At 28.6% G+C, this 23,575-nt stretch carries 21 protein-coding genes; 16 read left to right on the plus strand and 5 right to left on the minus strand.

Annotated elements, in window-relative coordinates; translation table 11 throughout:
- The first annotated feature begins 10 nt into the window (after positions 1 to 10).
- The 3 genes from CLV39_RS02150 to CLV39_RS02160 are packed head-to-tail and all read left to right on the plus strand — an operon-like array spanning position 11 to position 1,849.
- Entirely contained in the window at positions 11 to 346 is a 336-nt protein-coding gene (locus CLV39_RS02150) for a hypothetical protein (protein WP_121922577.1), read from the plus strand.
- On the plus strand, positions 328 to 1,161 hold the full coding sequence (locus CLV39_RS02155) for a DUF692 domain-containing protein (protein ID WP_121922578.1): 834 nt from the start codon (positions 328 to 330) through the stop codon (positions 1,159 to 1,161). The genes CLV39_RS02150 and CLV39_RS02155 overlap by 19 nt, the downstream gene beginning before the upstream one ends.
- Positions 1,142 to 1,849, plus strand: a complete 708-nt coding sequence (locus CLV39_RS02160) for an HvfC/BufC N-terminal domain-containing protein (protein WP_147435391.1) — start codon at positions 1,142 to 1,144, stop codon at positions 1,847 to 1,849. Before CLV39_RS02155 ends, CLV39_RS02160 begins: the two co-directional genes overlap by 20 nt.
- A 27-nt stretch (positions 1,850 to 1,876) precedes the next feature.
- On the opposite strand, the gene acs is transcribed toward CLV39_RS02160, so the two are convergent.
- On the minus strand, positions 1,877 to 3,787 hold the full coding sequence (gene acs / locus CLV39_RS02165; protein ID WP_121922580.1) for an acetate--CoA ligase: 1,911 nt from the start codon (positions 3,785 to 3,787) through the stop codon (positions 1,877 to 1,879).
- 76 nt (positions 3,788 to 3,863) lie between these two features.
- On the opposite strand from acs, the gene CLV39_RS02170 reads away from it, so the two are divergent.
- Positions 3,864 to 5,054: an MFS transporter gene (locus CLV39_RS02170; RefSeq protein ID WP_121922581.1), complete on the plus strand. Its 1,191-nt coding sequence runs from the start codon at positions 3,864 to 3,866 to the stop codon at positions 5,052 to 5,054.
- Positions 5,055 to 5,087: 33 nt separating this feature from the next.
- Entirely contained in the window at positions 5,088 to 5,258 is a 171-nt protein-coding gene (locus CLV39_RS08570) for a hypothetical protein (protein WP_170145581.1), read from the plus strand.
- A gap of 32 nt (positions 5,259 to 5,290) precedes the next feature.
- Here the strand turns inward: CLV39_RS08570 and CLV39_RS02175 are convergent, their stop codons facing one another.
- Positions 5,291 to 7,243 (minus strand): DUF505 domain-containing protein, encoded by a 1,953-nt coding sequence (locus CLV39_RS02175; RefSeq protein WP_121922582.1) that lies wholly within the window; start codon positions 7,241 to 7,243, stop codon positions 5,291 to 5,293.
- A gap of 205 nt (positions 7,244 to 7,448) precedes the next feature.
- Here CLV39_RS02175 and CLV39_RS02180 point away from each other — a divergent pair, with 205 nt between their 5' ends.
- The 6 genes from CLV39_RS02180 (at position 7,449) to CLV39_RS02205 (ending at position 13,417) form a co-directional block, all read left to right on the plus strand.
- A complete protein-coding gene (locus tag CLV39_RS02180) occupies positions 7,449 to 8,681 on the plus strand; it encodes a bifunctional 3,4-dihydroxy-2-butanone-4-phosphate synthase/GTP cyclohydrolase II (RefSeq protein ID WP_121922583.1) in 1,233 nt (410 codons plus the stop codon).
- A 1-nt stretch (position 8,682) separates the two neighbouring features.
- Positions 8,683 to 9,597: a multiheme c-type cytochrome gene (locus tag CLV39_RS02185; protein WP_245960282.1), complete on the plus strand. Its 915-nt coding sequence runs from the start codon at positions 8,683 to 8,685 to the stop codon at positions 9,595 to 9,597.
- On the plus strand, positions 9,549 to 10,016 hold the full coding sequence (gene rimI / locus CLV39_RS02190) for a ribosomal protein S18-alanine N-acetyltransferase (protein ID WP_170145582.1): 468 nt from the start codon (positions 9,549 to 9,551) through the stop codon (positions 10,014 to 10,016). Before CLV39_RS02185 ends, rimI begins: the two co-directional genes overlap by 49 nt.
- Before the next feature lie 10 nt (positions 10,017 to 10,026).
- On the plus strand, positions 10,027 to 10,908 hold the full coding sequence (gene dapF, locus CLV39_RS02195) for a diaminopimelate epimerase (protein WP_121922585.1): 882 nt from the start codon (positions 10,027 to 10,029) through the stop codon (positions 10,906 to 10,908).
- Between the two features lie 8 nt (positions 10,909 to 10,916).
- A complete protein-coding gene (locus CLV39_RS02200) occupies positions 10,917 to 13,007 on the plus strand; it encodes an ATP-dependent helicase (RefSeq protein ID WP_121922586.1) in 2,091 nt (696 codons plus the stop codon).
- 83 nt (positions 13,008 to 13,090) lie between these two features.
- The gene (locus tag CLV39_RS02205) at positions 13,091 to 13,417 is read left to right on the plus strand and encodes a cupin domain-containing protein (protein ID WP_245960283.1); all 327 of its coding nucleotides are present in this window, start codon (positions 13,091 to 13,093) and stop codon (positions 13,415 to 13,417) included.
- 21 nt (positions 13,418 to 13,438) lie between these two features.
- Here the strand turns inward: CLV39_RS02205 and rgy are convergent, their stop codons facing one another.
- Positions 13,439 to 16,993 carry a reverse gyrase gene (rgy, locus tag CLV39_RS02210; RefSeq protein ID WP_121922588.1) on the minus strand — a complete coding sequence of 1,185 codons (3,555 nt, stop codon included), beginning with the start codon at positions 16,991 to 16,993 and terminating at the stop codon, positions 13,439 to 13,441.
- Between the two features lie 61 nt (positions 16,994 to 17,054).
- Here rgy and CLV39_RS02215 point away from each other — a divergent pair, with 61 nt between their 5' ends.
- Positions 17,055 to 17,606 carry a hypothetical protein gene (locus tag CLV39_RS02215; RefSeq protein ID WP_121922589.1) on the plus strand — a complete coding sequence of 184 codons (552 nt, stop codon included), beginning with the start codon at positions 17,055 to 17,057 and terminating at the stop codon, positions 17,604 to 17,606.
- Here CLV39_RS02215 and CLV39_RS02220 read toward each other — a convergent pair.
- Together CLV39_RS02220 and lysS are read right to left on the minus strand one after the other, a co-directional pair.
- Positions 17,603 to 18,553 (minus strand): ADP-ribosylglycohydrolase family protein, encoded by a 951-nt coding sequence (locus CLV39_RS02220; RefSeq protein WP_121922590.1) that lies wholly within the window; start codon positions 18,551 to 18,553, stop codon positions 17,603 to 17,605. The two genes, CLV39_RS02215 and CLV39_RS02220, sit on opposite strands and share 4 nt — an antisense overlap.
- Before the next feature lie 12 nt (positions 18,554 to 18,565).
- On the minus strand, positions 18,566 to 20,305 hold the full coding sequence (gene lysS / locus CLV39_RS02225) for a lysine--tRNA ligase (protein ID WP_121922591.1): 1,740 nt from the start codon (positions 20,303 to 20,305) through the stop codon (positions 18,566 to 18,568).
- Positions 20,306 to 20,362: 57 nt separating this feature from the next.
- Between lysS and CLV39_RS02230 the strand changes: the two genes are divergently transcribed.
- From CLV39_RS02230 to CLV39_RS02245, 4 genes are all read left to right on the plus strand, one after another.
- Positions 20,363 to 20,767, plus strand: coding sequence for a DUF2914 domain-containing protein (locus CLV39_RS02230; RefSeq protein ID WP_121922592.1), 405 nt, complete (start codon positions 20,363 to 20,365; stop codon positions 20,765 to 20,767).
- Between the two features lie 271 nt (positions 20,768 to 21,038).
- Positions 21,039 to 21,545, plus strand: a complete 507-nt coding sequence (locus CLV39_RS02235; protein WP_121922593.1) for a Rieske 2Fe-2S domain-containing protein — start codon at positions 21,039 to 21,041, stop codon at positions 21,543 to 21,545.
- 12 nt (positions 21,546 to 21,557) lie between these two features.
- Complete coding sequence (locus CLV39_RS02240) at positions 21,558 to 22,733, plus strand: cytochrome b (RefSeq protein WP_121922594.1); 1,176 nt, start codon at positions 21,558 to 21,560, stop codon at positions 22,731 to 22,733.
- Complete coding sequence (locus CLV39_RS02245; protein WP_245960284.1) at positions 22,730 to 23,569, plus strand: cytochrome c1; 840 nt, start codon at positions 22,730 to 22,732, stop codon at positions 23,567 to 23,569. The genes CLV39_RS02240 and CLV39_RS02245 overlap by 4 nt, the downstream gene beginning before the upstream one ends.
- Positions 23,570 to 23,575 lie beyond the last annotated feature (6 nt).

A 23,575-nucleotide genomic window follows, 5' to 3' on the forward strand; every position in this document is an offset into this window, starting at 1 on the left:
AGGTATTATTATGAAGAAAGAAATAACAGCTATTTCAGCTGCAGTAGGAATGATTGCTTCAACTGCAATGGCAGATCAGCTTGTAAGCTACCAACAAGGTAAGGTATCAGATAGTAGATATTTGCTTGCATCTGCAGATGGTATGACTTGTGGAAAAGAGATGAAGGAAAAAATGAAAGAGTGTAAGAAAATGATGAAAGAGGCAAGTTACGGTTCTAAAATGAAAGAATGTAAAAAACTTCTAAAAGAAAAGAGTAAAGAAGGAAATGGTGGAGCAATGATGAAAAAAGGCACTAAAGAAAAAGCTAAGGAAATGGCTTGTGGCCAATGTGGAGCAATGAAATAATTAAAGGTGCAGGTCTTGGCCTTAGAACAGCTTTTATTGAAGAGATTTATGATTATAATTTAAAGCCAAACTGGTTTGAAGTTGCTCCTGAAAACTGGATAAAAAAAGGTGGTTATTTAAAAAAACTTTTTGAAAAAATAAGGCAAGATTTTCCATTTATATGTCATGGGCTTTCTCTTTCCATAGGAAGCCCTGACCCTATAAATTTTTCTTTTTTAAAAGAACTTAAAGATTTTTTAGATTATTATGAAATAAAGCTTTACTCAGAGCATTTAAGCTTTTCATATTTTAAGGGTAGTAATACTTATGATCTTTTGCCACTTCCTTTTACAAAAGAAGTTGCAGACAATATTATAGAAAAGCTAAAAATAGTTCAAGATTTTTTAAATAGACAGATAGCTATAGAAAATGCATCTATATATTTAATATTAGAAAAAGAGATGGAAGAGTATGAGTTTATCCAATATATAATTGAGAATGCAAACTGTAAGCTACTTCTTGATATTAATAATGTTTATGTAAATTCTGTTAATCATGGTTTTAATCCTTATGATTTTATAGATAAGATTAATCCAGAATGGGTTATGTATTATCATATAGCAGGCCATGATAGAATAGAAGAAAATTTAATAATAGATACCCATGGACAAAATGTTATAGATGAAGTTTATGATCTTTTAAGATATACTCTTGAAACTATTGGAAATAAACCTGTATTACTTGAAAGAGATAATAATATTCCTCCTTATAAAGAGCTGTTAAAAGAGTATAAAAAAGTAAAAGATATTGTTGAAAATGAAAAAAAATTCGTTTGAGATTATAGAAAAGTTTTACAAATCTATTATTTATGGAGAAAATCTATTAAATCTTCCAGAAAATAGACTTTCTATTTACCAAAGTTTAGTTTATAACAATATAGAAGATTCATGTGCCAAAGCTTTTCCTTTAACTAAAAAAATTTTAGAAGATAAATGGGAAAAGCTTATATCCGATTTCTTAAAAAATCATAAATTTAAGTCTCCTTATCTTTGGGAAGTTCCTAAGGAGTTTATTTCTTTTTTAAAAAATAAAGGAATTTTTGAGGAAAAATCCTTTTTATATGAGTTAATGCTTTATGAATGGTTAGAAATAGAGATTTTTAATGAAGATATACCATCTGTAAATAGAGAGTTTAATTGGTATGAAAAATATAATTTTTCAAAAACTTCCAAGCTACTGAATTTCAAGTATCCTATACATAAGATTTCAGAGATTGATATAAAAAAGATAGAAGATTTAAAAGCTGATTACTTTTTAATAATATTTCAAAATCCAGATACTTATGAAATAGAGTATTTAGAAATAACACCTTTTTTATATCAAATACTTGATAATATAAATTCAGAAAAACTTATAAATCAAGTAAAACAAGTTTGTAAAAGTTTTAATATTAATTATGAAGATATACTTCCTAAATTGGAAAATTTCTTTAAAATGCTTATAAAAAATAAAATTTTAATTTAAAAGAGGGAGAAAAACTCCCTCTACTAATTAATCTTCTAAAGTTGAAGTGTCTCCAAGAGGTAAGCCTAATTCTTTAGCTCTTAGAACTCTTCTCATTATCTTTCCACTTCTTGTTTTTGGAAGTTTTTCTACAAACTCTATTTCATCTGGAACAGCTATTGGTCCAAGCTCATGTTTTACATGTTCTTTTATTTCTTTTTTCAGTTCTTCTGAAGGTTCATAACTTGTTTTAAGAATTATAAATGCTTTGATTGATTGACCTTTTATTTCATGAGGTTTACCAATAACTGCCGCTTCTGCTACAGCTGGATGAGAAACAAGGGCACTCTCAACTTCTGCTGTTCCTATTCTATGACCTGAAACATTTAATACATCATCAGCTCTTCCAAGAATCATTATATATCCATCTTCATCTTTAGTTGCCACATCTTCAGGAAGATACCATTGTTTTCCTTTTATCTGTGTCCAGTATTTTTCAAATCTTTCTGGTTCTCCCCAACATGTTCTTAAAGCTGATGGCCAAGGTTTTTTGATTACAAGATAACCTTCTGCATTTGGAGGAAGTGGATTTCCTTCTTCATCTACAACATCTGCTTCTATTCCAAAGAAAGGTTTTCCTGCTTTACCTGGTTTTTGAGGATAAGAAGGAATTGTAGTTATCATATGTCCTCCTGTTTCTGTTTGCCACCAAGTATCAACTATTGAGCATTGTTTTCTTCCAATATTCTCATAATACCAAATCCAAGCTTCAGGATTTATAGGCTCTCCAACTGAACCAAGAACTCTTAGAGATGATAAATCATATTTAGCTGGCCATTCTTCCCCATATTTCATAAAAAGTCTTACTGCTGTTGGTGCTGTATAGAAAATATTTACTCTGTATTTTTCAACTATTGACCACCATCTGCCTGGATCTGGATAGTCAGGTGCTCCTTCTGCTATTATAGATGTGGTACCAACAGATAAAGGGCCATATACTATATAGCTATGTCCTGTTATCCACCCGGTATCTGCAGTACACCAATAAATATCATCTTCATTAATATCAAATACATATTTTGTTGTTATATGAGTATAAAGATTATATCCGCCAATTGTATGTAAAACCCCTTTAGGCTTTCCTGTAGAACCTGATGTATATAAGATAAATAAAGGATCTTCTGCATCCATTATTTCAGGCTCACAGTTTGGGGATTGTTTTTCTATAAGCTCATAAAAATCAAGTTCATTCTCTTGAAGTTCTAACTCACCTTTATCTCTTTGATGTATCACAACCTTTTCAACACAATCACATTCTTGGGCTAAAGCTTCATCTACCACAGATTTTAGATTTATTTTTTTACCTCTTCTTTTAGTCCATGTTGATGTAAATACTACTTTAGCTTCTGCATCGCTTATTCTCATTCTTAAAGCATTAGCACTAAATCCTGCAAAAACTACAGAATGAATAACTCCTATTCTTGCACAAGCAAGCATTATAACTATCTGCTCTATAGTAAGAGGCATATAAATAACTACTCTATCTCCTTTCTTTAAACCAAGCTCTTTTAAAGCATTTGCAGTTTTATTTACTAGCTCTAAAAGCTCTCCATAAGTTATCTTTTTCTCAATTCCATCTTCATCTACCCATATATAAGCAAGCTTATTTCTTTTCCCATTTTGAACATGTCTATCAAGACAGTTATAAGTTATATTTATTTTTCCACCTATAAACCATTTATAATATGGAAAGTTCCATTCAAAAACCTTATCCCATTTTTTATACCAATGAAGTTCTTTTTCTGCCAATTCTGCCCAAAATCCTTCTGGATCCTCAATAGATTTTTTATACATATCATCAAACTGCTCTTTTGTAAGTAAAGCTTTTTCTAAAACTTTTTTTGGTGGATTATAAACTTTATTAATTTTTAGAAGAACCTCATCTACTTTTTTTGACATAATATTGAACCTCCTATAGAAGTTTTATAAATTGATATAATTAACTTATAATAAATTACGGAGGTTGGCAAATATTATGATAGACAAGGATTTTACACCTGAAGAAAGGAAGGCCACATTAGGCCTTGCTGGAGTTTTCTCCTTACGTATGCTTGGATTATTTTTAGTTTTACCTGTTTTATCTATTTATGCTTCTAAATTTCCAGGAGCAACATCATTTTTAGTAGGTATTGCTATTGGTGCTTATGGTTTAACTCAAGCTTTTTTCCAAATACCTTATGGTCTTTGGAGTGATAAGTATGGAAGAATACCTATATTAATATTTTCAACTATTATATTTTTCTTGGGTAGTGGCCTTGCTGCTTATGCATCTTATGAGCAAAATATATACCTTTTAATTGTTGGTAGATTTTTACAAGGTATGGGAGCAGTTTCTTCAGTTGTTATTGCATTAATAGCAGACCTTACAAGAGAAGAAATAAGAACAAGAGCCATGGCTACAATAGGTGCTTCTATTGGAATGGCTTTTGCTTTTGGTATGGTTTTAGGTCCATTAATAGCATCTCATTTTGGGCTTGGAGGAGTCTTTTTATTTACTGCAATTCTTGCTTTAATATCTCTTCCATATATTATTTGGGGTATTCCAAGACCTGAAAAAATTGTTCATCATGAAGATGCAGAGTTTACAAGTTCATATCTTGGACCTGTTTTAAAAGATTCAAATTTATTAAAAATGGATTTTGGTATGTTTACTCTCCATATGGGACTGACTGCTGTATTTACTGTTTCTCCTTTAATTCTTGAGAAATTTATCTCTCCTTCTGATATATGGAAAGTCTATTTAGTAATGTTTTTAGTTGGTTTAATAGTAATGGTACCTTCTACAATTATTGCAGAAAAAAAAGGCTTAATTAAAGAAGTAAAAATAGCGGCTATAATTATTCTTTTAATATCTTTTGGATTGTTTGTAAAATTTGAAAATAGTTTTGTACCTGCTGTAATAGCTATTATTGTTTATTTTAGTGGATTTATGATGCTTGAACCTATTATGCCTTCATTAATGAGTAAATATGCTCCAAAACATTTAAAAGGAACTGCATCAGGGGTATTTAATACATCTCAGTTTTTAGGGGCTTTTGTTGGTGGTGCTTCTGCAGGATTTTTATTAAAATATGGAGAGTTTGCAGTATTTGTTTTTGTTGGAATAATAACAGTTATATGGCTTCTTTTAGTATTAACTATGCAAATGCCTCAAAAGAGAGTTTGATTTTTTAATTTCAATTAATTAACTTTATCCATTATGGATAGTTTTGAAATAGAAAAACCTCTTGAAGTTGAGCCTATATCTGATAGAAGAAGGAGCCATAGAACTTGGCTCCTTTTTAAGAAAAAAAAGAAAAATAAAATTAAAAATTTAAAAAAAGATTTAAAAGAAAAAAAGAAAAATAGATTGATAGATATTTATGTTTAAAAAAGGGGAAAAGATTTCCCCTTCTGTATTTATTATTGATTCATAAGCTCTACTGCTTCTAATATCTCAAGAGCTGATTCATGTAATGAAGTTTTACCAATATATCCTGCAAGTCTTGCAACTGCTATCTCTTTTTCAAATGTCTCTTTATCTACACCTGATTTTTTAATAGCTTCTTCCCAGTTTTTAGGTAAGATTCTAACTTTTCTTTCTTTTACATAAAGATTACCTACTTCTTTTATAGCTTGTAATATTCTGACTAATACAGGATTTATTGGGTTAGCAATACCTTCCGGAACTCCTGATAAAGCTTTTTTAATAAGTTTCCCCGCTTCTGTTAATACAATTGCTTTATTCGGAAGAACATCTAATATATATCTTGCTTCAAGTTTATTAACTGCATATTGAACTTCTTCTTTTAAAGTTTCATCAAATTCTTTAAATAAATCATTTAAAAACATTCCATATTCAGGAATTTTATGTAAAACCATAAGTTCAAATCTTGTTAAGTGTGGAAGTCTATAAATGTTATATGCTAAATTCTCATAAAGTTGTCCTGCTTTTGTTGGATAACCTCCACCAACAAGATGTTCATTTACTGCTTCTTCATACCATTCATAGTTTGGAACACCAAACTGAGTTTTTGTAATTGAAATAGCTTTTACTGCAGTTGATTTTATTTCTCTTACTCCTCTTTCTTTAATATCTTTTAATACTTCTATTCCATGTTTAGTAAATTTATATACTGTTTTTCCTGTTTTTTCGTCTAACTCTGCTTTTATGAGGTTAAAAGCTTCTAAGGAATAAAGAGATTCTTTTATTGTATCAAATAATTTTTCATACCATTCATTTCCTTTTTCCCAGAAATGTTTGAATAATTCTTCAATGTTTTTAAGTTCTGACCATTTTTTGTTAAGTTCCTCTTTCTTTTGATAACCCATAGCTTGATTAAGCATTCTTCCATAATATTCTTTGAGATGTTTATACTCTTTTAAAGGTTTTTCAAGTAAGAAATGAACTATCTCTTCATCAGTAGGAACAATTTCAGGATTTTCTTTGTGTTTTTCCCAAACTTTTTCTATTCCAATTAAAAGTTCTTCATCTAAGGTTTCAAGATTAAATGTTTTAACAGGTCTGTATATTTTTTCACTCCAAAGTTTATAAACTTCTAATAAAGCTTCACCTGCAGGTAATAATTCACCTTCATCATCTATTAAAGCTAAGCTTTCAAGAATTTCTTTTTCTTGCTCGGATAAAGCTTCTATTCCTGAATCTAAAACTTTTAATAATGAATACATATAATCTTCATTTATTACTGTTTCATAAGCAGGTGCCATTGTTTGTAAAGCTTTTTGAACTGCTTGACCAAGACCAGATAAAGTATATACATCTGAGTTTGGAACAGAGAAAGATATTAATCTCATAGACTCAAGTAATAAAGGAAATCTTCCGTGTTCTGGTAACATTTTTGTTTCAGCAGGACCTGTAGGCATTCCTGTTATGTAGCTTGCAAGTTCTTTAGATATTTCAAGTCTTGGTTTTGCATTTTGATAAATTTCATAAACGGCTTTAGCATAATCATTTATCTTTTTAAACCAACCTTTTTTCTCTTCATGAACTTCTTCAGCAAAACCTCTTTCTTTTAAAGCATCAAAAATTTCTTCACCGGTTAAATCACCACTTCTAATAGAAGCTTCTATCATTGCTATTACTTCAGAACCTATCCATCTAAATCTTTCATCCCATTCAGAAGGATGTTTAATAAGTCCTTTTTGAATCATTTCTTCCATAAGATAAACAAGGTTTCTACCCCAATAGGTTAAAGTAAATTCTATAGGACTTGAACCTTGTTCTAGCAAGTTTTGAAGTTCTAATTCTACATAAGGTTCTTCTTCTGCTTTTACTCTTATTTGACATGCAAGACCTTTTTCTTCTTGAGATTTTGCATTTAAAAGTGCAAGTGCATGTTCTTTTCTGATTATCATTTAGATACCTCCATTTTGTTTTTTTATATAAGATAAACTATTAATATTATTTTGTCAAATAATTTTAGTCCTTTTATATAAAATTTAATCAAAACTATATACTACTAAATTATCAATAAAAAAGAATGTAAATAATTTTAAAGCATTTGAACTATAAAAAAAAAGATATAAAATTATTGAATAAATCTTTATAATGAGGTGAAAAATGCAAAAAAATCCATTTAGTACTATAGAAGAAGCTATAGAAGATATAAAAAATGGAAAAATGGTAATAGTTGTTGATGATCCAGATAGAGAAAATGAAGGAGATTTAGTTATAGCTGCAGAAAAAATAACACCAGAAGCTATAAATTTTATGGCAAAAGAAGGAAGAGGATTAATATGTCTATCTTTATTAAAAGAAAGATGTGAAGAATTAAATATACCTTTAATGACTCAGGAAAATACAGATCCAAAAGGAACTGCTTTTTGTGTTTCAATAGATGCTCATCCAAAATTTGGAACAACAACAGGAATTTCAGCCCATGATAGAGCAATTACAATAAAACTTGCAGTTAGTCCAGATGCAAAACCTCAGGACTTTGTAAGACCAGGTCATGTGTTTCCTTTAATGGCAAAATCAGGAGGTGTTTTAGAAAGAACAGGGCATACAGAAGCATCTATTGATTTAGCTAAACTTGCAGGTTTGTATCCGGCAGGTGTGATATGTGAAATAATGAAAGAAGATGGAACTATGGCAAGACTTCCAGATTTAATAAAATTTGCAAAAAAACATAATTTAAAAATAATAACAATAGCAGATTTAGTACATTATAGACTAAAAAAAGAAAAATTAGTAAAAAGAGAAGCAGAGGCTTTTCTACCTACAAAATTTGGAACATTTAAAATTTATGGATATAAAAGCTTAGTAGATGGAATAGAACATGTAGCTCTTGTTATGGGGGAAATAAAGGAAGATGAGCCTGTATTGGTTAGAGTTCATTCAGAATGTTTAACAGGAGATGTTTTTGGTTCTTTAAGATGTGATTGCCAATCTCAACTTCATAAAGCTCTTGAGATGATAGCAAAAGAAGGAAAAGGTGTTCTTGTATATATGAGAGGGCATGAAGGTAGAGGAATAGGAATTGTAAATAAAATAAAAGCTTATAAACTGCAAGAAGAAGGATATGACACAGTAGAAGCAAATCATAAACTTGGGTTTGGTACAGATTTAAGGGATTTTGGAACAGGAGCTCAGATTCTTCTTGATTTAGGTGTTAGAAAAATGAGATTAATGACAAATAATCCAAGAAAAATAGTAGCATTAGATGGTTTTGATCTTGAGATAGTTGAAAGAGTTCCAATAGAAATTGAGCCAAATCCTCATAATGCATGTTATATTTTTACAAAAAGAGATAAGTTAGGTCATATTTATGATGTTAACAAAAAGGAAGATTAGTTTGTTAATATTTTTATCCTTTTTTCTTTTATCTTGTGATAGTAATAGCAAAATATGGACTATCTTTAGAGAAGATGATCTTTTAGAGCATCCACCAGCAAAAAGATGTGCAGAATGCCATCAAGAAATCTATAAACAATGGAATAAATCAAGACATGCAGTTTCTTATATAAGTGAAGATTATAAAAAAGCAACAAATCATTATGCAAAGACAAAATGTTTAGCATGCCATATTCCTCTTGAAATGAGCATAGCAGAAAAACCTGAGATTAGAGAAATCCATAGAGAAGATGGAATTAACTGTGTATCATGTCATTTTTCATCAAAGGATAAAGCAATGCATGGACCTTATGATGTTTTCTCACCACCACATCCATCAATGCAAGATAAAAACTTTAAAAAATCTATAGTTTGTTCTTCTTGTCATCAAGAAACTTACAAACAATGGAAAAAGTCTAATGTATCTAAAACCTGTCAAGAATGTCATATGAAACCAGTTAAAAAAATGGATTTAATACAAAAATTTCCTTTTGATTTATTTCATTTAGCAAAAAAGGTTTATAATCATTCTTTCCCTACTACAATTGCAAAGCAAGAAGATTTACATTTAACAGCAAAGAAAACTGAAGATTCGTTAATAATTATCTTAGAAAATATTTCTATTCCCCATAATCTTCCTACTGCAGATAATGGAAACCCTAAATTTTATGTTTTAGCAACAACTTATAAAAATGGAGAAAAAAAAGAAAATTTTACTGAAGTAATTACACCTAAGTATGCCCTTGAATATAAGAAACCCAAAAAGATAGAATTTATAACCTTTGAAGATTTTGATAAGGTAAATATAAAAGTATTAAGAAAATTATCGTGGAAAAAACAGAAAGAGTTAATAAAATCAGTAAACATAAAATTTTAATAAAAGATTTTGAAGATAAATATATAGAAGAAGTTCTAAATATAATAAAAGAAAATTTTGATAAACCTTGGAATAAATATTTATTAATCAATAAAAATAGATTTTCATACAAAAAAGTTTATCTTATAAAGGACAAGATAGTAGGGTTTTTAGATTCAAATATAATTTTTGATGAAGCAGAAATCAATTTAATAGTTGTAAGAAAAGACTTTCAAGGAAAAAAGATAGGAAGTTTTATTTTAGAAAATTTTATAAATGAGTTAAAAGAAAAAAATAAAAAAACTATATTTTTAGAAGTAGATGAGAAAAATAAAAAAGCTATAAATCTTTATAAGAAATTTGGATTTGAAGAATACTCAATTCGTAAAAACTACTATAAAAACAAAAGTAATGCTATATTAATGAGAAAATTTTTATAAAGGAGAGAAGATGGAAAAAAATTTTTTTGTAAAATCCCATGGACTTGGTAATGAATATATAGTTTTAGATAAAGAAAATATAGATTTTGAATTGACAAAAAAAGCAATACAAACATTATGTAATGTACATTTTGGAATAGGAAGTGATGGAATTCTACTAAAAGTTCCTTCTGAAAAAGCAGATTTTGGACTTAGAATATTTAATCCAGATGGTTCAGAAGCAGAAAAAAGTGGTAATGGACTTCGTATATTTTGTAAATTTTTATATGATTATGGCTTTACAAAAGGGAGTAAAGAGTTTTCAGTAGAAACAAAAGGTGGAATAGTAAAAGCAAAAATAGAAAAAGAAGAAAAAGGAAAAGCAAAAATAATAACTATTGATATGGGAAAAGCAGTATTTGATACAGATAAAATCCCTGTGAATATAAATGATAAAGAATGCATAGATTACCCTTTAAAAGTAGAAGATAAAGAGTTTAAAATAAACTGTGTTTCAGTAGGTAATCCTCATTGTGTAATATTAGTAGATAATGTACCTGAAATGTTTGATGAAAAACAAGTAAAAAAATATGGACCAAAGATAGAGAATAATCCAATATTTCCAAATAGAACAAATGTTCAGTTTGTAAAGGTTATAGATAAAAATACTGCAGAGATAAAAATATGGGAAAGAGGAGCAGGATATACTTTAGCATCAGGAAGCTCATCTTCAGCAGTAGCATCTGTTTTATATAAAAAAGGATTAACAGATTCAGATATTACAATAAAAATGGAAGGCGGAGAATTAAAAATATCCTTAGATAAGGATTTTAATATTAAAATGACTGGAGAAGTTCAAGAAATATGCAAAGGAACTTTGAGTGAAGAATTAATAGAAAATATTAAGGAGTAAATAAAATAATGAGTGATATATTAGAAGGATTAAACGAATCTCAAAAAGAAGCAGTTTTATATTTTTCATCACCTTTACTTGTGCTCGCAGGAGCAGGTTCAGGAAAAACAAGAGTAATAACCCATAAAATAATGTTTTTAAATAAAGAACTTGGAATACCTGTTAATAGAATTCTTGCCATTACCTTTACAAATAAAGCAGCAAAAGAGATGAAAGAAAGAGTTGTAAATGCTTTAAATCTTGAGGAAGAGCCTCAATGGATAACAACATTTCATAGTTTATCAGCAAAAATATTAAGATATGAAGCAGAAAATATAGGATATGGAAAAGATTTTGTAATATATGATGAAGAAGATAGCAAAAAACTTATAAAAGATATTGTTGAAGAATCAAACTTAGATAAAGATTTATACAAACCAGATAGAGTAAAAAATATAATTTCTCAAATAAAACAGAATTTAGATGAATCAGTTCTTGATTTTTATGCAATGCAACTTCCACATATAAAAGCAATATATCAAAAATATCAAGAAGGTTTAATATTTTCAAATGCTATGGATTTTGATGATTTACTTTTAAATGTAGTTAAACTTTTTACAGAAAATGAAGATATTAAACAAAAATGGCAAAATAAATTTGATTATATACTTGTAGATGAGTATCAAGATACAAATAAAATTCAGCATCAGATCTTAAAACTTCTTGTTGGAAATAGAGATTGTATTACAGTAGTTGGAGATCCTCAGCAGTGTATTTATACTTGGAGAGGAGCTCATCCGGAAAATATACTTTCTTTTGAAGAAGACTTTCCAAATACAAAAATTATAAAACTTGAAAGAAATTATCGCTCAACTCAAAAAATATTAGAAGCAGCAAATAAAGTAATATCTCATTCAAAAGGAAGATGGAAAGAAAAAGTATTAAAACTTTGGACAGATAAAAATAAAGGAGAAGACTTAAAACTTGTAAAACTTGAATCAGATAAACAAGAAGCAGCATTTATTGCTTATCAGATAAAAGAACTTATAAAACAAGGATATAAATATTCAGATATAGCAGTTTTAATGAGAATGTCTTTTTTATCAAGAAATATAGAAGAAGCATTTGTAAGAATGTCTATCCCTTATCAGATTATAGCAGGTTTAAAATTCTATGAAAGAGCAGAAATTAAAGATATTCTTGCATATTTAAGATTTGCATTTAATCCAAAAGATACTCAAGCATTTAAAAGAATAATAAATCTTCCATCAAGAGGAATAGGGAAATCTACACTAAATAAAATACAAAAATCTTATGTAGAAGATTGGTATCAAGCTTTAAAAGATAGCTATGAAACATTATCTAAAAAAGTTAAATATAATTTGCAAACCTTTTTTGAAGTTATTGATTTTATAAAAAAATATGGAAATGAAAAGCCGGCAGAAACTGCCAAATATCTTTATGACAGTATAGATTACGAAGAATATCTTATATCTAAGTATCCAAAAGATTATGAAGATAGAATAGCAAACGTACAAGAACTTTTTACTGCATTTGAAGAAATAGAAAAAAGAGGAAAAACATTACAAGAATTTTTAGAGGAAACTTCTTTAGAACAAGCCCAAGACAATATAGAAGATTCAAACTCTGTAAAAGTAATGACAGTTCATGCATCTAAAGGTTTAGAATATCCAGTTGTATTTATAGCAGGTGTTGAAGATGGAATATTTCCAAGTGGAAGAGCTTTTGAAGATGTAGAACAGATGGAAGAAGAGAGAAGGCTTTTTTATGTTGCTATCACAAGAGCAAAAGAGCATGTTTACCTAACACTTGCAAAATATAGAAGTAGTTTTGGAAATAGCTTTAATGAAACAAAACCTTCAAGATTTATAAAAGATATAAAAGAATATCTTAAAGTTTTATCAAGTAAACCGAAGAAGAAAACAGATAATTCTTTATCAGCCACTTCTACAAATACAGGAATTAGAGTAGGTTCTCTTGTAAAGCATGAAGTTTTTGGCAAAGGTGTTGTAAAAGAATTAAAACCGCCAAAAGCAAAAGTAATATTTGAAAAAGTAGGAGAAAAAGAGCTTTTAACTAAGTTTTTAAAAGCTATTTAATTTTATTGTGAGGAATATCATTCTATTTGCATAAATATATTTTAAGATTAATTAGTATTAAATCTTAAAATTAGGAGATAAAGATGATTATAAAACCAGATATAACTAAATTTTCAGATGAAAAGGTTTTAACAGAACTGATTATATCTGTAAATGAGTTTAGATTGGTTCATTTTTATTTAAAGACAGGGCAAAAAGTAAATCTTCATGCATCAAAATCACATGTATTGACAACAGTCTTGGTAGGAAAAGGAAAGTTTTTTATAGATAATGAAGAAAATTTTGAAATTCTTAATACTGGACAATCAATATATTATAAACCTCAGCAACCTCATGGATTTGAAGCATTAGAAGATATGATAGTCCAAGCAATCATATCTCCTAATCCTCAACAAAAGCTATCTTTATGAAGATAACTATTTTCTACTTTTTTATAATTTTTTCTTACTTACTTTTAAAATAGGTTTAAGGCTATCTATAATTTCTTGGTAATTAGCTTCTGCTGTTTCAACTTTATCCATTATAGCTTCAAGCTCTCTTGTAAATTCTTCTGAAGTATATTCTGGAAAATGTTTAGAAAGATATTCGTAAATTTCTATTCCAAGTTTTGTTGGATATAAGAATCTACCTTTTTCTACTGCATATCTTCTATCAAGAATAGTTTGAACTATTTTTGCATATGTTGAAGGTCTTCCTATCTTTCTATTTCTCATTTCTTCAACAAGTTCTCCTTGAGTATATGGATATACCTTAGGAATTTCTCTTTTTGTATATGAAATAACATCAAAAGAATAAGCTTTTCCTTCATCCAAGTCTATTGGTAAAGGTTCTAATTTTAAATACTCAATTAAATTCCATCCATTTTTTATGATTTTTGTTAATCTTTCTTCTTCTATCTCTTTTCCAATAGGAAAAAGTTTTACAATGATGCTGATTTTCTCAACTTCTACAGGTATCATCTGAGATGCTATAAATCTTCTAAATATTAAGTCATAAACTTTAAAATGATTTTTTGTTATTTTCGAAGTTGAACCAGAAACCATTATTAAGGATTGTAGTTCTTCTGTATCTAACGCTCTTGTAGGTCTTATACATTCATGGGCTCCACCTTCACCCCATGGTCTTAATTTGACAAAATCTGCTCCAAATTTTTCTGATATATACTCTTTTGCAATACCCATTCCTGCTGTGGAAACTCTTGTTGAATCTGTTCTATGGTATGTAATAAATCCACTTTCAAAAAGGTCTTGTGCAATATTCATAGTTTCATCTGCTGAAAGTCCTAATCTATTTGAGGATTCTCTTAAAAGCTCTCCAGTATTAAAAGGTGGAAGTGGATTTTTTTCTATTATAGATTTTTCCTTTAGCTTAATCTCTATTTTCTCAGGAATTACTTTATTAAACTCTTTTAAATCTTCAAACTCAAATCTAAATTTACCAGCTTTAGTTTCTACATTTATTACTCCTTTTTTTTCTTTTCCTTGTTTATATCTATCTATAATCCAGCCAAGTACTGGTGTTTGAACTCTTCCTGCAGAAAGCCAGTTTTTCTTAAAAACTTTCCATAAATGTTGACTAAGTGAAAAACCTACCCATCTATCAGCTACTCTTCTAACAATCTGAGCCTTTACAAGATTTTCATCTATATTTCTTGGATTTTCTAAAGCTTCCATAAAGGCCCATTTTGTAACTTCATGAAATTCCATTCTTTTCATTTTATTTTGATAAGGTTTTAGTACTGTTCCAACATCCCAACCAATTTTTTCTCCTTCTGTATCAGGATCACTTGCTATATAAATTTCATCTATTTCAAGCCCAAGCTGTCTTAATGCTTCAACTATTGTTATCTTATCAATATCTGGTTTTCCTTTACATTTTGTGCAAAATGGTTCTGTTGTTTGTTCATTACATTTACTGCAGTATTTTATAGTGTCATATACTGGAATATAGTAATGATTTTCTTCTTTAACTCCCCATATTCCATCTCGTGTTGTAATATCAAAAACATGGCCTTTTGATGCAGTTAGTAAAAGAAGTTTATTACCAATATTTATTTCATAAGCATCTATATCTAAAACTTTTCTTCTTATAGGTTTTCCAAAGAAGTTAGCTATTGTTCTTGCTTTATTTGGAGATTCTACAACTACAAGAGCAGTTCTTACCAGATTTTTAGTTTCTGATTTTATTTTTCCTTCTAAAATCTCTTTTACTCTTTCTCTATCCTTATCTACTACTTCAAATATTTTATTTAGGTCTTCTTCTTTTATTAACTCAAAACCTAATCTTTCTGATAGTTCTTTTCCTTTATCATAATCTAAAACTTTAAAACTAATATCTTCAAGGAAGAAAGAAAGTCTTTTTTTAAGAGAGTTTAAAGCTTTTAAATCATCAACAAACATAAGACTTACACCTTTTGTAAGTCCACCTGCAAACATCCTTGATGTTCTTCCTGATGCTTGAATATATCCAGTAGCATCTCCTATAACTACCAAAAGCTCTCCATCTTTTTCTTTTAAAGAAATATCTTCAGAATTTTTAATTTTTTCTAAAAATTCAGGATTGCTTAAATGTATTTCAATAAAGTTTTTTATTTCTTCAAGTTTTTCTTTTATTTTTGGATATTTATCAACAAGTTCCTCTTTTAATGTTAAATATTTTTTTAAATAAGTAAGATAAGACATTACCTTAGTTTTATCTTCTATAAGCCCTCTTAAAACAAGGAGCATTCCAAAAAGCTTTATAGGAGATAAAGAAAGATTAGCACTAAATTCCATTTTTGGAATTCCTAAAAAGATAGCATATCTAACTGCTTGAGGAAGATCAATCCCTCTTGCAAGAGGATTTCTATAGCTTGCTATTCCAACTACCGCCTGAATTTTACCTTCAATAAACTTTTCTTGATTTTCTGGTGTAAAATTTTCATAAGATAGAGTAGAAATTCCTTTTTTATTTAAATAATCAACAACAACATTTACATAATCTTTACCTAAATCTTCAGATATAAAAACAAAAACGCCATTTCCATATTTTTTTATAAATTTTACAGACTCTTCTAAATAATCTTTATCTGTATATATAAGAATATCTTCTACATTTCTAAGAGATGCTCCTGATTTCCCAACTTCAAAACCTAAAATCTCTCTAAAAAGTTTTACTCTTTTTGATTTAGGTTGAGATGTTGCAGAAGAAACAACAAGAACATTGTTTATCTCTTTTCTTCTTTTTTCAAGAATTGTTTCAAGTTTTTTTATTGTTTCAAACAACTTCTCATTAGCTTTTTCTCCAAGCTTTGCAACCTTAGATTTTAAATCTAAAAGCTTTAAAGCTATTTCTATATCTTTATCTGTAAAACCAAGAAGTTTTATAACCTTATCAACATTCCTTGCACTTTTTAAAAGAGAATCTACATCGTCAACAAATACAAAATCAAAAGGTTTAGGAATATTATCAAAATTTTTATAAAGAAAATTTGTAGTTGTAATTAAAATATCAAAATTTCCAGCTTGTATTTCTTCTTTTTCTTGTTTTTTTCCTGTATATGCAATAATCTTTTTATCTGTAATTTTAGAAAGTTTTTCTACAGTTTGCATTACAAGTAGTTTTGTTGGAACTAATATATATACTTTACCTTTTATATATGCAGATGTAATTAAACCCCAAGTAGTTTTTCCTACACCTGTTGGAGCAATCATTGTAAATGATTTTTTTAAAGCAACCCTTTTTGCCCACATTATTTGAAGAGTCCAAGGAGTAAAACCTGTTTTTTCTTTGAAAAATTTTGTAAAATCCTCTGTGAATTCTTCTAACCAGCATATATGTTTAAACTCTTTTAATTTTCCATTAAGAGCATCACATATATCTTTTTTTTCAGTATAATCTATTTCATTTGGTAAACATTTTTCACAAGGAAGTCCTAATTTCAACCTTTCATCAGAGATTATGCCTTTACAGTTAGGACACATTCTATGAAACTCAGCTATTTTCATAATTTCCTCCAATAAAATTAAAAACTTTATTTTTCTTTTTTAAAACCTTATTATTAGTATAATGGATTATAAGCAAAATGTTATTAAAATTTTTGTTATAGGTTTTATTTTTATTACTTTTTTAAGCATATCTAGTTGTATTCATAAAAATAATCAAATAAAGAATTCAGAAGATATAAATAAAGAATGCCTCCAAGCTACTATTAAAGCAATAAATTTAGAGATAGAAAGATTCCAAGAATGGTTAAAAATGCCTGAAAAAAATTTATCTCAAGGAGCTTTAAGTAAGAAAGATATTAAATATAAACTGGATAAATTAAAAGCAGACCTAATTAAGTATAAAAATATGAAAATAAAAAATTATAAATGTCCTAAAAAGAAAGAAGTAATAGGTTGGATAGAACAACCTTATAAAGAAAATATACTTTTATATACTAAAAAAATGAGTAGATCAGGACCTTTTTATCATATTTTAGGAATTCATGATAATAATTTTATTTTTATAAAACCTAATATAAAATACAAAATGAAAATATATCTTATATATCCTAGATTTTATCCTTTCCCAAGCTATTATATCTTTATAGAAAAATTTAAACCAATAGCTAATTAATTATGAGGTGCTACGTGATATAGTTTTTTCCCAAGTTCTACAATCTTTTTATATTCTTTTAAAGATTTTTTCCATTTTTCAGGTATACTTTCTTCACCATTATAAGCTCCTGCAAAAGCACCTGCTATTAAAGCTATTGAATCTGTGTCTCCTCCATAATTACCATAAGAGTTTGCTGCATTAATTATTACTGTTTCTGTTTGAGAAGGAGTTTTTAAAAATATAAATAAAGCTTGAGAAAAAGCTTCCAGGGCAAAAGAACCATTCCCAAGTTCATTAATAGCTTCTTCATAAGATGCATCTTCTTTTAAGAGATTTTCTACTTTTTCTAAATATTTAATAGTATCTCTTTGAGAAACAAAAGTCTTTAAAAGCTCTAAAAAATAATGATATTCATCTTCAAGATAGAACTTTCCTTCTAAAATTTCTCCTATAGAAACTGCCATGGCAGAGGCAACATCTAAAACTATTTCATGTCTATGGGTAAGCATAACAACTGCTTTTGTACCTTCTACTGCAAGAGCAGGATTTGTATAATGATACATACCTATAGGGATTGCAGGTAAAGCTCCTTCTATTGAAAAACCACCTTTTGATATATCTTTTCCTTCTTTTAAGGCTTCAATAGCTACTAAAAAATGTGGATCTGCATAATTATGAATCTCTTCCTTTTCTTCCCATTTTATATATCTTTCTATAATATCTCTTATATCAAGCCTGCCTTTTTCAACTAATGAAGTAGCTATCATTTTTACAATCTCAAACTCACTTGAAGTTTCTCCTTCTCTTAAAAATGAAGCAGGAGAAGATGGATGAGGTTTTTCAAGATCAGAAATTTTATTACCATAATGAAGTATTACTTCATCTATAGGAAGTTCTTCTACACACATTCCCATAGAATCTCCAATTGCCGCTCCAAGTAAAGCTCCTACAAATCTGTTTTTCAAAACTTATACCTCTTAATCTTTTTCTGGTCTTAAAGTTGGGAAAAGTATAACTTCTCTTATAGAAGGCGTATCTACAAGCATCATTACAAGTCTATCTATTCCAATACCTTCCCCACCTGTTGGCGGTAGTCCATATTCAAGAGCCATAAGAAAGTTTTCATCTACTTCCATAGCTTCTTCATCACCTTCTGCTTTCTCTTTTAATTGTTGTAAAAATCTTTTTCTTTGCTCTTCTGGATCGTTAAGCTCTGTATATGCATTTGCTATCTCTTTTTTATTTACTATAAGCTCAAATCTTTCTACTAAATCTTCATCTTCTCTATGGGTTTTCGCAAGTGGCGATAAAACTTTTGGAAAATCTATTACAAATGTTGGTTGTATTAAATCTTCTTCTATAAAATGTTCAAAAAGTTTATCAAGAAGTTTAGAATGGGTTAAACTTTCTGCTTTTGGAATATTTAATTCTTTAGCAAATTCTCTTGCTTTATCTTCATCTAAGAAAAATTCTTTATCTTTACCTGTTTTTTCTTTTAAAGCATCAAAAAATCTTAATCTTCTAAATGGCTTTTCAAAATCAAGTTCTTGTCCTTCCCAGGTAATTTTCAATGTTCCAACTGTATCAAGTAATATTTTTCTAATCAATTCTTCTGTCATCTCCATTAAATCATTATAATCAAGATAAGCTCCATAAAACTCAACCATTGTAAATTCTGGATTGTGAGTTGTATCTATACCTTCATTTCTGAAATTTCTACCTATTTCATAAACTCTATTAAATCCACCAACAACAAGCATTTTAAGATATAACTCTGGAGCAATTCTTAAAAATAGATCCATATCAAGGGCATTATGATGAGTAATAAATGGTTTTGCCATTGCTCCTGATGCTACTGATTGTAGAATAGGAGTTTCAACTTCCATAAATCCTTTACTATCAAGATACTCTCTTAAACTTTTTATTGCTTTTGATCTTATTTTAAATATCTCTCGTGCTTTTTTATTTGCAATTAAATCTAAATATCTATGTCTATATCTTTGTTCTACATCTTTTAATCCATGCCATTTTTCAGGCAAAGCTCTTAAAGATTTTGCTAAAAGAGTTGCTTCTTTAACTTCAACAGTAAGCTCTCCTGTCATTGTTCTAAAAAGTTCACCTTTTACACCAATAATATCTCCAATATCTAAAATATCCATTATTTCTTTATATTTTTCTTCACCTAAGTTATCTTTATTAAAGTAAACCTGAAGTTTTCCATCTGCATCTTGGATATGTCCAAAAGCTGCTTTTCCTTGATCTCTTAATGCTATTAATCTTCCTGCAACAGAAACTTTTTCCCTATTTGGATCAAGGTCAAACTGATTTTTTATAGCAATAACATCTTCAGCTTCTTCTACAGGAATAGCTTTATCTGCAATTAAAGTTAATTTCCCATCTATTCTTTCTAATTTTCCTTCAAAAGCTACTTCTTGTTTTGGGGCAAATTTACCTACAGATTGAGGTATAGAAACTTGAATTTCTATAGGCTCATTTAAATCTGCAAGTCTTATTAAGTATTTATCTTCTCTTTTTGAAACTCTTTTTATTCTTCCTTTTATTTTAAATACTTTATCTTTTGGAACAGATTTTTCATATCTTTCTCTTATTTTATCTAAGGTTGTTGTTATTTCATACTTATAAGGATATGGATTTTTCCCTTCTTTTTTCATATTTTCAACTAACTCTTTTCTACTTTCTATAATCTCTTCAGGCATTTATTTCCTCCAACATTTGTTAAAATATAATTATATCAATTTTATAAGGAGTATTTTATGGTTTTAAGATTAACTGCTTTTTTATTAGCTATATTATTTAGTTTAAATATATCCTTCGCTGAAGAAAAGAAAATATTAGCAGAGGTATTAGAAATAAAATTTGCTACTAAAATAGAAAATAGAGAACCTATTAATATATATGATGAATTTCCAAAAGATATTAAAAAGATTTATTGCTGGACAAAGATTAAAGCTTATCAAATACCAACATTTGTAATTCATGAATGGTATTACAATAATAGATTAATGGCATCAGTTAAACTTCCTATCACTTATTACATATTTAGAACTTGGAGTTCAAAAAGGATACTTCCTATCTGGACTGGAAAATGGAAAGTAATAGTAAAAGATGAAAGAGGAAATATTATTGCTGAAAAAGAGTTTTTTATAAAAGAAAAATAAATTTCAAGCATATTATAATTTGGTCTTTATAGATCTTTAAGATAAAAAACGTAAGTTTTTTCTTCATATTTCCAGTTTTAAACTTTAAAAAGGATATTGGAACTTTTAAAAATATCTGTTTATCCTACTACTATCAAAGTTAATAAGTTTAAGTATGAATTTATGGTTTAACTTTCAATTTACAATTTAGTATAAAATTAGTATAAAATATAGCTTAAGTATATCTTTGATACTAATTATATTTGTTATAAAAATCTTTCGGAGAGCAATTATGAGTGAAAAAAAGGTTTCCAGAAGGGATTTTCTTTTATATGCAATAGGAGGATGGGCTGCTGTTGGAGCAGGAGCTACTTTATATGCAATGTATAAAACATGGGAGCCACTTCCTGAAGTTAAAGCAGCTGGAATTGTTGAATTTGATTTGGCTACCGTAAAACCGGGAGAAGTAAAAGTTATAGAATGGAGAAAAAAACCAGTTTTTATACTTCATAGAACGCCAGAAATGAAAGAAGACTGTACAAAAAGAACAATAAAAACCTCTTCAGGTGAATACACAGTTGTTATTGGAATATGTACTCATCTTGGATGTATTCCGAACTGGGAGCCAGAAAATAATATATGGCATTGTCCTTGTCATGGTGGAAAGTATAATGCTTGTGGTATAAATATATTTGGTCCTCCTCCAAAGCCTTTATATATCCCGCCATTTAAATTAGAAGGAACAAAAATCGTTCTTGGAGAAGAGGGGCCTGAATACAAACAAATGGTATCTGGATAAGGAGGAGAGTATATGAGATTTATAGACTGGCTTGATGAAAGACTTGAAATTAGAAAATTAATAAAAGTAAGCCTTACAGACTATAAGGTGCCTAAGAATATAAACTTTCTTTGGTCTTTTGGAATGCTTCTTGTTTTAACTTTTGCAATTTTGTTTATCAGCGGCCTTTTTCTCCTAATGTATTATAAACCTGACGCAAAGCTTGCCTTTGATAGTGTAAATAAAACTATTATAATGGATGTTTCTTATGGATGGCTTTTTAGACATGTCCATGCAGTTGCCGCAAGTATTGTCTTTTTACTTATGTTTATACATATTGGGAGGGGTATTTATTATGGTTCTTATAAATCTCCAAGAGAAATAGTATGGATAACAGGTTATATTCTCTTTATATTATTTGCAGCTACTGCTTTTACAGGTTATCTATTACCTTGGGGGCAGATGTCATATTGGGCAGCTCAAACAATAACAACCTTATTTGAGAAAATTCCTTTTATTGGTCCACAACTTGTAATATGGTTAAGAGGAGATTATGCAGTTTCAGATCCAACTCTTACAAGATTTTTTGCTTTGCATGTTACTTTACTACCGGTTCTTATAATGATAGTTATGGGTATTCATTTATATTCAGTAAGAATTGTTGGAAGTAATAATGAAGATGGAAAACCAATTGATAAGAAAAAAGAAGGAGTTCCATTTTGGCCTGTTTTTATGTCTAAGGAATTTTTTGTAATGAGTGTATTTTTGTTATTTTTCTTTTATTTAGTATTTTTCAAATTTGATTTTGCAATGGATAGAGTTAATTTTGAACCTGCAAATCCTTTACAAACTCCAACTCATATATATCCTGAATGGTATTTTTTAGCATTTTATGAAGTATTAAGAGGTTTTTTCTTTAGTCAGAATTTAGGTTTGATAGCTTTTGCTTTAAGTATGGTAATGATATTATTCTTACCATGGCTTGATAAATCCCCTACGGTTAGTGGAAAAAATAGACCTTTATTCCAGATTGCATTCTGGATTTTTGTGATAGATGTTCTTGTTTTAACAATTCTAGGTAAACTTCCTCCAACAGGCCTTTATGCATGGGTTGGGTTTTTTGCAGCTTTAGTTTTTTTTGGATTTTTTATATCACTTCCAATAATTGCAAGAATAGAAAAGAAACAGCTTGAAGGGGATAAAAAATGATAAAAGAATTAAAAATTTTATTTGCTATAGTAGTAATAGTACTTATTGGCTACTATGGTATTGAAGATTTAGCTCACCATGAAATGTATGGAAACATACCTAAACCTGATTTTAATTATCTTGATCTTCAATATGATATAAAAGAAAAAGGTAATCCTCAAAATGGGGAAAATTTATTTAAACAAAACTGTTTATCTTGTCATAGTTTAAAAGTTAAAAATCTAAAAGCTATGATGGATGAAAATACTGCTATGCACGCTTTTAATGTAGTTCCACCAGATTTATCAAATAGAGCAAATATTGTAGAAGAACATTTTTTATTTAATTTTATAAAAAACCCTCAAAATGCTACAAAAAACCCTAAATTTGCAATGCCTCCTCAACCACAACTTACAGATAAACAGATAACAGATATAGTATCTTTTTTAAAAACAGTAGCTAAAAAAGATATTCAAGGAGAAGAAATTATAGAAGATGCATGTACTAGATGTCATAACATAAAATACCAAAAGATAGAAGCTCATACAAACCCTGAAAATCTAAAAAAATACCTTGGTAAAATACCTCCAGATCTTTCTTTGAAAGGTAAATCAAGAGATAAAGAATATTTAGTTGCTTTCATAAATAATCCTCAAACTGTTTTACCTGGCACTTCTATGCCAAGACTTGGATTAACAAAAGAATCAACAGAAAAAGTTGTTAATTACCTTGAACATATAGCAGATCCTCATAAAGAAGAAAGAAATAAAATAGGAATGTGGGTTTTAATATATATGTTAATAGGAGTAATTCTTACTTATAGCTGGAAAAAGAAAATATGGAAAAGCTTAAAGTGAGGATTA

It is taken from the genome of Hydrogenothermus marinus, assembly GCF_003688665.1.
GTDB lineage: Bacteria > Aquificota > Aquificia > Aquificales > Hydrogenothermaceae > Hydrogenothermus > Hydrogenothermus marinus.

Bases quoted from the DNA above. Each gene is read 5' to 3' on its own strand.
- CLV39_RS02215 (WP_121922589.1), top strand. From the start codon at position 17,055: ATGGATTATAAGCAAAATGTTATTAAAATTTTTGTTATAGGTTTTATT.
- CLV39_RS02155 (WP_121922578.1), top strand. From the start codon at position 328: ATGTGGAGCAATGAAATAATTAAAGGTGCAGGTCTTGGCCTTAGAACA.
- acs (WP_121922580.1), bottom strand. From the start codon at position 3,787: ATGTCAAAAAAAGTAGATGAGGTTCTTCTAAAAATTAATAAAGTTTAT.
- CLV39_RS02245 (WP_245960284.1), top strand. From the start codon at position 22,730: ATGATAAAAGAATTAAAAATTTTATTTGCTATAGTAGTAATAGTACTT.
- CLV39_RS02175 (WP_121922582.1), bottom strand. From the start codon at position 7,243: ATGATAATCAGAAAAGAACATGCACTTGCACTTTTAAATGCAAAATCT.
- rgy (WP_121922588.1), bottom strand. From the start codon at position 16,993: ATGAAAATAGCTGAGTTTCATAGAATGTGTCCTAACTGTAAAGGCATA.
- dapF (WP_121922585.1), top strand. From the start codon at position 10,027: ATGGAAAAAAATTTTTTTGTAAAATCCCATGGACTTGGTAATGAATAT.
- CLV39_RS08570 (WP_170145581.1), top strand. From the start codon at position 5,088: ATGGATAGTTTTGAAATAGAAAAACCTCTTGAAGTTGAGCCTATATCT.
- CLV39_RS02235 (WP_121922593.1), top strand. From the start codon at position 21,039: ATGAGTGAAAAAAAGGTTTCCAGAAGGGATTTTCTTTTATATGCAATA.
- CLV39_RS02240 (WP_121922594.1), top strand. From the start codon at position 21,558: ATGAGATTTATAGACTGGCTTGATGAAAGACTTGAAATTAGAAAATTA.
- CLV39_RS02170 (WP_121922581.1), top strand. From the start codon at position 3,864: ATGATAGACAAGGATTTTACACCTGAAGAAAGGAAGGCCACATTAGGC.
- CLV39_RS02230 (WP_121922592.1), top strand. From the start codon at position 20,363: ATGGTTTTAAGATTAACTGCTTTTTTATTAGCTATATTATTTAGTTTA.
- CLV39_RS02160 (WP_147435391.1), top strand. From the start codon at position 1,142: ATGAAAAAAAATTCGTTTGAGATTATAGAAAAGTTTTACAAATCTATT.
- lysS (WP_121922591.1), bottom strand. From the start codon at position 20,305: ATGCCTGAAGAGATTATAGAAAGTAGAAAAGAGTTAGTTGAAAATATG.
- CLV39_RS02200 (WP_121922586.1), top strand. From the start codon at position 10,917: ATGAGTGATATATTAGAAGGATTAAACGAATCTCAAAAAGAAGCAGTT.
- CLV39_RS02180 (WP_121922583.1), top strand. From the start codon at position 7,449: ATGCAAAAAAATCCATTTAGTACTATAGAAGAAGCTATAGAAGATATA.
- CLV39_RS02205 (WP_245960283.1), top strand. From the start codon at position 13,091: ATGATTATAAAACCAGATATAACTAAATTTTCAGATGAAAAGGTTTTA.
- CLV39_RS02150 (WP_121922577.1), top strand. From the start codon at position 11: ATGAAGAAAGAAATAACAGCTATTTCAGCTGCAGTAGGAATGATTGCT.